This is a genomic window from Veillonella sp. oral taxon 780 str. F0422 (assembly GCF_000221605.1).
Lineage (GTDB): Bacteria > Bacillota > Negativicutes > Veillonellales > Veillonellaceae > F0422.
This window is the reverse complement of sequence record NZ_AFUJ01000041.1, coordinates 17,425-28,109: the sequence shown is the minus strand read 5'-3', so window position 1 is coordinate 28,109 and position 10,685 is coordinate 17,425. Positions and strand designations below refer to the sequence as shown.

10 protein-coding genes are annotated in these 10,685 nt (G+C 36.4%); 9 read left to right on the top strand and 1 reads right to left on the bottom strand.

Annotated elements, in window-relative coordinates:
• Positions 1–887: 887 nt before the first annotated feature.
• On the bottom strand, positions 888–3,053 hold the full coding sequence (locus HMPREF9200_RS05065; RefSeq protein ID WP_009353728.1) for a MobA/MobL family protein: 2,166 nt from the start codon (positions 3,051–3,053) through the stop codon (positions 888–890).
• Positions 3,054–3,355: 302 nt separating this feature from the next.
• Between HMPREF9200_RS05065 and HMPREF9200_RS05060 the strand changes: the two genes are divergently transcribed.
• The 9 genes from HMPREF9200_RS05060 to HMPREF9200_RS05020 all read left to right on the top strand — a co-directional run bounded on the left by HMPREF9200_RS05060 (position 3,356) and on the right by HMPREF9200_RS05020 (position 10,685).
• Positions 3,356–4,075 carry a type IV secretion system protein gene (locus tag HMPREF9200_RS05060; protein WP_009353734.1) on the top strand — a complete coding sequence of 240 codons (720 nt, stop codon included), beginning with the start codon at positions 3,356–3,358 and terminating at the stop codon, positions 4,073–4,075.
• Between the two features lie 98 nt (positions 4,076–4,173).
• A complete protein-coding gene (locus HMPREF9200_RS05055) occupies positions 4,174–4,899 on the top strand; it encodes a TrbG/VirB9 family P-type conjugative transfer protein (RefSeq protein ID WP_176604757.1) in 726 nt (241 codons plus the stop codon).
• Positions 4,889–5,167, top strand: coding sequence for a hypothetical protein (locus HMPREF9200_RS05050; RefSeq protein WP_009353732.1), 279 nt, complete (start codon positions 4,889–4,891; stop codon positions 5,165–5,167). The genes HMPREF9200_RS05055 and HMPREF9200_RS05050 overlap by 11 nt, the downstream gene beginning before the upstream one ends.
• A gap of 17 nt (positions 5,168–5,184) precedes the next feature.
• Positions 5,185–6,282, top strand: coding sequence for a TrbI/VirB10 family protein (locus tag HMPREF9200_RS08105; RefSeq protein ID WP_009353743.1), 1,098 nt, complete (start codon positions 5,185–5,187; stop codon positions 6,280–6,282).
• A gap of 41 nt (positions 6,283–6,323) precedes the next feature.
• Positions 6,324–8,570: a type IV secretory system conjugative DNA transfer family protein gene (locus HMPREF9200_RS05040; protein ID WP_218015401.1), complete on the top strand. Its 2,247-nt coding sequence runs from the start codon at positions 6,324–6,326 to the stop codon at positions 8,568–8,570.
• Between the two features lie 19 nt (positions 8,571–8,589).
• Positions 8,590–9,009 (top strand): hypothetical protein, encoded by a 420-nt coding sequence (locus HMPREF9200_RS05035; RefSeq protein WP_009353726.1) that lies wholly within the window; start codon positions 8,590–8,592, stop codon positions 9,007–9,009.
• Positions 8,981–9,997 carry an ATPase, T2SS/T4P/T4SS family gene (locus tag HMPREF9200_RS05030; RefSeq protein WP_009353737.1) on the top strand — a complete coding sequence of 339 codons (1,017 nt, stop codon included), beginning with the start codon at positions 8,981–8,983 and terminating at the stop codon, positions 9,995–9,997. The genes HMPREF9200_RS05035 and HMPREF9200_RS05030 overlap by 29 nt, the downstream gene beginning before the upstream one ends.
• Complete coding sequence (locus HMPREF9200_RS05025) at positions 9,987–10,403, top strand: hypothetical protein (RefSeq protein WP_009353735.1); 417 nt, start codon at positions 9,987–9,989, stop codon at positions 10,401–10,403. Before HMPREF9200_RS05030 ends, HMPREF9200_RS05025 begins: the two co-directional genes overlap by 11 nt.
• Positions 10,404–10,412: 9 nt before the next feature.
• On the top strand, positions 10,413–10,685 hold the full coding sequence (locus HMPREF9200_RS05020; RefSeq protein ID WP_009353724.1) for a VirB3 family type IV secretion system protein: 273 nt from the start codon (positions 10,413–10,415) through the stop codon (positions 10,683–10,685).

Genomic DNA, 10,685 nt, shown 5'->3' with positions numbered 1-10,685 from the left:
AGGACAACAAAAAGGATAAGTCTAAAGGCTTTAGTAGATAAAAAATTCCTCTTAATACAACAATTGTACTAACAAGATATTATTACATCAAAAAAAGCACAGGATCGCCTTCCTGTGCTTTTTTGGTGCAATCCATGATAAATTGCTACCTTGTTAATCATGTCTATTATACCATAGTTTGGGGTTTTAGATATTTACAGAATCACACTACTCTCAAACCGGTCTAATAAGAGTCCCATAATAATTCTCGTTTTAGATATTTACAGAATCACACTACTCTCAAACCAGCCGATCCAAGCTGTGTTGGCTAATTAGAATAAAGAAAAGCACAAGATGAAGATCTTGTGCTTTTTTGGGTGTGTATAAATGTATCAATGTTAGATACATCTTTGGTGTCTAGTATAAATTTATTATATCATAAATAAATTACAAACTCCACCCTTATTTCTTTTTTCTTCTACCTGCTGTATCTCAGATACATAGCCTTTATATTCATCTTCCTCACGCCACAAGCCTTGTCTTTGTCCTCGTCCTCCAAGCACAGAACTTACCCTCTGTTCTTTGTATATATTTTATGAAAATAAATCTGCTATAATAAAACTGTCACTATCACCCAATCTGCGTGACAGAAAGGGGGTGTGTTACTAATGCTTAACTATTTAATCCTTTTATTTGTTGCTGTTATGGCGAATGTAATTAGCTATTACATCTGCAAATGGTTAGACAGTAACAAGAAATAGTGACTAGCCAAAACCGTTATTTAGGCGGTAAAGAAAAAGCACAGGGTCGCCGCCCTGTGCTTTTTTGGTGTTACCAATGCTAGATAATCCTTGTTATTTTAGCTGCTGTTATTATATCACAATTACTTTACAAACTCCACCCCTGTTTCATTTTTCTTCGACCTGCTGCATCTCAGATACATGACCTTTATATTCATCTTCCTCACGCCACAAGCCTTGTCTTTGTCCTCCAGTACCATCAGCAATTATAGAGTTAACACTTTTACTAATAAAATCCTTAGTGTTACTATTAACAGCATGTATTCTATAGCCTCTACGAGTACTTGGTTGAGGCAACTCTGATGCTTTCACAGGCATACGTTTTTTTAGTTTATGTAAAAGATCGCCAATGTCTTTCTTCTTATAAGATCTATACTGATGCAAGGCAACTTGTGCATGTGTTTCTTTGACTGATGTAATTTTAAAGTATTCACGCCCTTCTTTTGAAGTTTCTGGTGTAATTGTAAGTTCATATTCAGGTGCCTTTCCATCAACTACTGCATCACGAACTTTAATAGCACGTACTACTTGTGTTGGTTTATTTCTATCAGGAATTTGACCATCTATAACAATATATTCATCCCTATATTTTCCATGCTCCGTTTCTCTATTTTGAGATATGGAAGGTAAATCCTTCAATGGAATCACGCCATATAGTTTATCAAATTTTCTAACTTCTCTCGGAATAGCTTCTGTAAACAATACTGTATCACCTGGTATAGGTAAAAGCTCATCTGCCTTTTTACTATACAACATGTAAGTTCTATTTTCTTTTTCAATTTGTTTTTGCAAATCTTTCATTGTATCTCGTATTGCATTTTCTTGTTCATACACAATCGCCGCTTGTTTAGGCAACTCTTTCGACATTCTAACTTCATGACGGCATGCTAACGCAGCACGGACAGAACGTAATCGTTCTTCCCGTGCTTTTTCTTTTGTAGCCGTAAGCGCCATAAATTCCTGGTATGAGCATACTCGTTTTAAGCCTGATTTTAAATCTCTTTCAGCTGCTTTTAATACCATTTTAGAATCATGCATAGCTTGCTTATGCTTGGTATATTCTCCATTTGTCACTGCATCAACCGTAGCAATATATGTTTCTCGTGGCGTTAACAACTTAGCTTCTTCGCTAGCATATTGTTTAGCTAACGCAGATTGTTTTTCCAAAGAACTCATCATACGTTCTTCTAGGCCAACTAATATATCATCTACAGTTACGATATTAGCTGTTTTTTCTTCTGCTTTCACAGAAGAATCCACTGCTCTATCTTCAACTTTTTCTACATTTGTTTCTTTCGCTTGTAATAATGCTTTACGTTCTTTTTGGATTTCCTTGGCCAACTTACGAATGACTGCATCATGCGCAAAAATTTGTAGTTTTAATTCAAATTCAGTTTCTACAACATCTTGAATATTATCATGAATTGTATGTTCATTAGAAGGATTATCTCCACTAGTAGTATCCCCTACTAACTCACCTGGAGCTTCACCCTGATCATACTCTAATTCATTCATCATTTCTCTGATGCGCTCTCTTGTCTTAGGATTCTTTGCTGCATTGCCTAAGTGTTCCGCTGGTATACGGTTTAATAGTTCAGCTTCCTCATATTTCCCCTCTTCTAAAAGTGCTTCTCTTTGTGCTTTTAAGGTCTTCATACTAATGCGTTCTTCTAAGCCATTTCGTTCAAAAGCACGATTCACAATATCTTCCCAGGTAGCACGCATATCTCTAGTAGATTCTTCTGTACTCCAATATCTATCTACAGGTAGTCCTTGTACACTATGTCCATCAGCATTAACAGTAAATCGTTTAAAGAATTGTTCAGGACTGTCTGTTATTGCATAATCGGCTTGTTTTTCATTAAACATAAGATGAGCATGAATATTTCGATGGTCTTCATCAAACATTGCGGTCTTATCGTGGATAGCATAGGTATATACATGATGGTCCTTAATTCCCATCTTATCCATAAACTCTTCGATGCAAGCAATATTTTCAGCTAAGGATAATTCTTCTTGCAAGCCAATACGAATTTCTCTGTACGCTCTGCCATTTTTTCTGCGATTAATTTCAGCTTGATTCCAAAATTCACGGGCAGATTCAGCCCATTTAGGTAGATTACCAGATGATGTATACACAAGATCCTCTTCTCGGTGCGACATAGTAGCATATTTGCCTTCACGAGTAATGTACTCCATATGTGTCAATGTGTTGATTTTATCACCAGTACGTGATTTTGCATGTGGTGTATTTTCAAGATGGCAGCTACTCATTATCGCACCTCCTTTCGTTTCTTGTAAAATTTACCGTTTATAAATTTTCTTTGTCACTGGCAAGTGACCCCTTATTTCGTGTCACAGACCGCAATCATTTCTCGTTTTGACCTAGTCAAGAGAGAAATGTGTAATTGCGCACTCAGATAATTTTTTATACCCCTAGCATATCACAGAGATATAACTTCCTTCAAGGTACACTTTTATATACCCCAAATATATTTTAAATATCATTTACGATATAAATTCATATATACAAATAAGATATAACCGTGGTATACTCTACGCAAGGAGGTGATTAAATGGATCCAGTTCACAGCAACTTTCCCAAAGGGGATCCACTAAAATCCATCGTAAAAGGCGGTGGATCAAAATTTAGTTCCGATTTATACAACCTGGCATATCAAAAAGATATAGCCCACAAAAGGAACATTCTCTACTTAGTACTTGTGGCTATTTGTGTCATTTCAACCGTAGTATTTGTAACAAGTTACACTTCAAAAACCTATGTAGTACGTGTCAACCAAACATCAGGCGCTATTGATACTAGCGGAGAAATCAAGGTAACAAACTACACACCACAAGAGGTAGAAATTAAGTATGCATTATCTAAATTTATTGAGCATTCACGAACCGTACCACTTGATCCAATTCAATTTAAGAAAAATTGGGACGATGCGCAAGCCTTCATTACTCCAGAGGCTATGAACAAGTACGCCGATTTTATCAATAAGGATAATCCAACTAACAAACTTGGAAAAATGACAGTCCAAACTGCTATTACTTCCATTCAAAAACAACCTGGTACAAACTCAACATATCAAGTTCGTTGGAGCGAAGATACCTACAACTTAAATGGTACAAAATCTCCAAAACCGACAAACTATGTAGGGTTATTCTCCATTCAAGTAGTTCCTCCTACTAAGGAAGAACAAATTCTTGTAAATCCACTTGGCATCTATATCATCGATTTAGGTGTAACTAAGGAATCTGGAGGAGAATCTGGAGGAGAAAAAAAATGAATATGAAGAAATACATCCCCCTTTTTTGTGTAGCAGCACTTTGTACTTCATTTAGTCTCACTTCTCATGCTGCTGAGGCACCTAAAGCACTGTATCATATGCATGATTCCCAAGAACTTGGTGCCTCATCAATTTATGAATATCATCCAACAAGTGTCTACACCATTGATACTAGTAAGAATTATATTGCCGATGTAGCATTACATCCAGGTGAAACTATTCAGTATATCGGAGGTGGTGATACACTCCAATGGTTAATTGATACCTCTACAGTATCTGGTACTCCTCATCTGTACATCAAACCATTAAAAGATGGCATTCGCACTAATATTATTGTAAATACTAACAACCACACCTATCACTTAGCGTTACGAAGTACAGATCACTATAGTTTAGTATCTTTTACTTATCCACAGGATATTGAAAGACAACGACAAGCTGAACTATTACGACCAGTCTATAAGGACAAAAAAGAAAAAGAGTTTTTAGACACTCATACAAAAACATCTAGCAAAGGAGGTACCGAATTAAAGAACCTAAATTATCGGTATCAACTAAAAAATCGTAACGTTCCAAAGGATTTAATTCCTACAGAAATTTATGATGATGCTGTTAGAACCTATATCCAAGTTTCATCTCAAACTAAGTACAATTATCCAACTTTGTATATTTTAGAAGATGATAACTCACTAACGCTCGTCAACTATCGTGTGATTGGTTCCTACTTAGTGGCTGATAGAGTATTTACTAAAGCTCGCCTAATGTATGGAAAAAATAAATATATTGATATTACACCCAATAAGGAGGTAGTGAATGGACGATAATAACAAAACAACGGTTATTCCTACGATTATTCAACCTTCTACCGATTCAACTGTAACAGATAATAGCTCTCCAGAAAATATTTCTGAAGGATTATCTAATCCAGATACTACTGTTGATACTACTACGGAAGCATTGAGTACTCTTGAAAATGAATCCAAAGTGTATACAGAAGAAGATTTTTATTTCGATGAGGATGAAGTGTTAGATCGAGATAGAGGTAGTAGCTTTAACTTTAAAAAATTGGCTTATTTACAGTTGTTTTTGTAGCCGCTATTGGCGGCGGAGTGTTTGGCTTTAAACAACTATCACAAGCTCCAGAATCTAAGCCTCCAGATCCACCTATTACTACTGCTAATTCTACTAATAACCCTGCTGCTAATCTATCATCTTCCTATCGTGAAGTGGGCGAAAATGCCAAAAATAACCATAGTCATGCTGATGGTCACAATCACTTAGAGGGTGCTACCCCTGAATCTCATGGCCATGGTCATACGCATGCTCCTGTTGCATCCGTACGAAATGTAGAATATACACCTGCACCAATGAGTACTTCTACTTCACATAATCATGATCATGAAGATTTAGAAAAAATTCAAAAAGAAAAAGAAGCTATCGACATGGCTCCTATTGCTTTTAAAATCGCATCTGCTGTAGCACAAGGTCAATCAATTACAAACCTTACTACTACACCTACACATACAACAAACATAACAAACAATGGCACAACAACAAACAATGGCACAACACCGATTTACACAAACACAAATGAATCCTATGCTACAGCAGATGCATTAGGATCTCATATGTTACATGCGGGTAGTGTTATTCAGGCAACGTTATTAACAGGAATTTCAACAGATATCCCTAACAATGAAATTGTCGCTGTGGTTCGTCAAGACATCTATGATAGTCTAACAGGATCACATCTATTAATTCCTCAAGGTTCAAAAATTATTGGCCAAGCAGGTAGTGCTGGCGGAAAAGGTGTTAAACGAATCGGTGTTACGTTCAATCGAATTATTTTACCTAATGGTAATAGCATCACATTACCTAATTTACCAGCGATTGATGGAACAGGAATGCCTGGTTTAAAAGACATCTATGATTCCCACACTGGTAACTTATTAAGAACCGCAGTATTTGGAACTATGGTAAGTGCTATTGCACAATCTGCAACTGGAAACACAGGTGGTTCAGATAATCGTAGCCCTGGTCAAGAAGCTGTTTCAGGCGGTGTGAAAGAAATTCAAGATGTTATCTCTGATTTAGTCAAACGGTCTGCGCAAAATCAAATTACAATTGAGATTCGACCTGGTAAAGAATTTAGCTTATTTGTTACTCAAGATATTTCAATTCCTGAATATACCTCGGAGTATAGATAACTATGCGGTACATAGTCTATTCATCTATTATGCTTTGGGCTATGCAAAAAGCAACAAATTCTATAGTAGAAGCACTTAATTACAATATTTATTATTTAGGTGCTCCTACTATCTCTAATGAATATATGCAATGGTATCACCCATTCAAATGTATCACATGGTTTCTCTATTACCACGAAGCAAACTATTTATTTACCAATGCCATTATGTGGGTTGGATTTGGCTTGTTTTTAATTTTTATCATTGCGTTACTCCTAAAACCTAAAGCATTGCTAACTTCACATGGTTCGGCACGTTGGGCTGAGTATAAGGATCTATTGAAGATGAACCTTATTTCTAGCAATGGTGTGACAATTGGATTATATGATTCTCCCTTTAAAAGATCCTTAACAAAACAACTAAGACGGTTGGAAGTAAAGAAAAACGAAAAACTAGCCTATGCAGAGATGGAATTTGACGAAAAACAAGATAAAGTATTAGATCGGATTCCTGAAAAAATCACTGTTTGGCTTGAAGAATATAATGCAAATACCGATCCAAAGCGAAGAAAAGTATTAGGGCAAAAAATTAAACAAGCACAAGCCTATTTAAAGAATCCACCAAAATTCGATATAAAAAAATATTGTTGGACACCTACATATTATTATGATTTTTTCTATAAATTTCTTGTCAAACTCTACAAAAAGTTACCTCATTTTTATTTACGAGATAACTCCAACAAGCACTTAGCTGTTGTGGCTCCTACACGGTCTGGTAAAGGCGTAGGACTTATTATTCCAACCCTATTAGGCAGTTGGAAAAGTAGCGTTATCGTCAATGATATAAAGTCAGAAAACTGGGGTGTTACGGCTGGGTATCGTAAGAAAATGGGGCATGTAGCAATTAAGTTTGAACCCACTAGTGATGATGGCTCATCAGCTCGATGGAACCCGCTTGATGAAATTCCTATTGGAAATCCTATGGAAGTATCAAAAGCTCAAAACTTAGCTCAAATCATAGCTGATTATGAAGGAAAAGGAAATCCAGATCACTGGACCTCTAATGCAACCAACGTCATAATGACCGTTATATTGCATTTAAAATACGCACATTACACAGATCCAGAGAACTACCCTACTCCTCCTACTTTATATAGCGTTGCTAGTTTTTTAAAATCTAGTATCTCCGTAGAACAAGATAAGGATGGGGTATATAAGCAAACTGCTAAAGGCTTTGTAGAAGCCGCTAAGGGTTTAGTGATGTACGAACATGTTCCTCCAGAAGGTATTGATATTGTGGAATGGAATACAAAAACTTGCAGCTATGAAACAAGGCATTTTACACAAGAGGATTTAAGAGCTATCTATCCTCAAGCTACTTCACTCAATTCAATGCCTGGAACACACCCCATTATTTATCAGGCCTTCGTTGAAATCACGTCTAAACCAGATAATGAGTTAGGTTCGATTGTATCTACAGCCAATACTGCTTTAAAGGAATATTTAGATCCATTACTAGCTTATAACACATCAGTATCTGACTTTTGTATTGATGACCTAATGAATTACAAAAAGCCTGTATCACTGTATCTAGTCACTCCACCATCCGACTTATTACGTCTAGCCCCTATTTTTAGGCTGTTCTTTGAAATGATGGTAAAGCATCATGCTAGATCTATTGGAACCTATGTAAATGGCCAAGCAAAATCCAATTATAAACACAATTGTTTATTTTTAATGGATGAGTTTTCTTCTCTAGGTAATCTACAGTCTTTTGCCGCCACACTATCCTATATTGCAGGGTATGGCATGAAAGTATTTTTGATTAACCAGGGCTTACCACAAATTAATGGCATTTATGGAAAAGATAACCAAATTCTAATGAACTGCCATTTAAAAATTTTCTATGCCCCCAATGACAATGATACTGCCCAATATGCAGAGACTGAAATTGGTAAAGCTACTATTGAATCCAAATCTAAAACTAGGAATGCAGGTCGATTCATTGGTTATACCAGTACTTCTACAAGTCAAATGGCTAGGTCTTTAATGACTGCTGATGAGTTAAAACGAATGGAAGACCAAGAAGTTATCATTGCTTCAGGTTCTCTCCCTGTTTTAACAGATAAGATTAAATATTACGAAAACAATTATTACCTGAAAAAACTCATTAATGCCCCTATAGTTAGTAATGTGATCCGTACAGACCCTGTACGAAATGCAAATGCAAAACGAGAGGCCCTATTGAGTAAACAAGCCTCTCAAACTTCTTCAGATACATTTACTTATGATAAAAATATAAAAAAGTGAGGTGATTACTATCCTACCAATGCAATCTATTCAACGTTCACAGAAAAATATTCAAAAAAGCTCTAAAAAACTATCTAAGTTGATGGAAGATGAGGCTGCTTTATTAAGAAAGTTAGAAATCTTACGAAAAGAAAAACGTCAAGAATCTAAACGAAAACATAACCAAGAATTAAGCCACATTGGATATATCATTCAACAATTAGGTTTCCCTATTAACAACCTGTCAATTTTAGTGGGTGCCATTCTATCCGCCAAAGAACAGTTAGAAACCAATAGATCTCAGACTGTTGATGATTATTTACAACGATACCAAACCTTTTTAGAAGACAACACAATCTCTGAAACGCTTCGAGAAGACTTCATGTATGCATTAAATACAGATATAGACGAACATGAAGAGGAGGTAGATGATGACGACACAAACAACATCGAGGAATGAAGTCTTAGATGTTGTTCTAGGTACTGAACTCGTTACCTTATTTAATCGTGGTGACATCACGGAGATTTATGTTAATTCAGATGGATATATTCGCTATCTATCAGGCACTGAAGGCAAAGTTATTACTAACATTTCCCTAACAGACAAACAAAGAGCGGCCATTATCGAATTAATTGCTGGCCAAGCCGATAAAATCGTTAATGAAGATATTCCCTCTATCTCTACTGAAATACGAGGCTACGGCTACCGTTTCCAAGGTGAATTACCACCTATTGTTAAAACTCCTGAATTTAATGTGCGTAAACGAGCCACTATTGTATTTACATTAGACGATTATGTAGCGAATGGAACTATTACTGAAAATTACAAAGATTACATTGAAAATGCTGTTATTCTTCGTAAAAATATCTTAATTGTTGGTGGTACTGCCACAGGTAAAACTACCTTCTTAAATGCCATCTTAGAGGCTATGGCAAGGCTAAGTCCTTTCCACAGAATCATCTCTTTAGAAGACTTACCAGAGTTACAATGCTCTGCTAGTGACTACTCCCCTATGTTCACAAAGCAAGAAACGAACTCAGAAAAAGCTATCAAATACAATATGACCCGCTTATTACGTGAATGTATGCGCCGTTCTCCTGATCGTATCGTGATTGGTGAGGTTCGGGATGGCTGTGCCTATACTATGCTTAAAGCCTGGAATACAGGTCATCCTGGCGGTGCATGCACAGTCCATGCAAACAGCGCTATGAGTGGCATTAACCGCATTAAATCCCTAGCCCAGGAGGACCCCGATTCATCTGGTGATATTAAAGAACTGATTGGTGATGCCATTGATGTGATTATTTCCATCGTACATACCGATTTAGGTAACGGTAAACGTGGTCGTATCGTCAATGAAATTATTGAAGTCGAATCTTTCTCTGAAGAAAAAAATACGTATATTACAAATATTATTCCACGAAAGGAACATATCAATGAAAGATAAATTACAACTTGTGAAAGAAAAAATTCAAAATGCTTATTTAATGAAAGTAGCTGGACTCACAGCTTTCCTTCTTACTAACTCTCATATCTATTCTTTTGCTAATGATGTTACTACAGTAATCAAAGGAGCTGGTGGGAAAACCGATACCTCTGGAATGAATTTTGATATTCCTATTATTGGTTTTTTCCTCAGTATCATTAAATTCATGACTGGCCCTTTTGCACTGGTCGTAGGTGGTTTATTCATTGGCGCTGCCGCTTTTCTTATGATGAAAGGTAATGCTGGTGGATCCTTAGAAAAAATTCTATATGCTTGTTTTGGCGTAGGCATCATCATGTTCTTAGGTCCAATTTTGCACTATTTATGGACTGCTGGTCAAGGGTCTGGCATGATGATTGGTCTATAGGTAAACCCTATGAAAGATACGATTCCAGAAGGATTTGAAGTTCCCCTTCATAAATCTGTCGCCGAGCCTGTCCTATGGATGGGCTTGCCTCGACCAATCTTATTCGCTATTAGCTTAACGACAATTATGCTAGTAGTTATCTTTCAGATCTCTTACATGTCACTAATTGCCATCATTCTTGGTATTAGTGCCTATATTGCCTGCTTACAGCTTACCAATCGGGATCCTGAATTTTACAAAGTCATTCTAAAAAATAGTGTTTACAAAAAACACTACTATTAA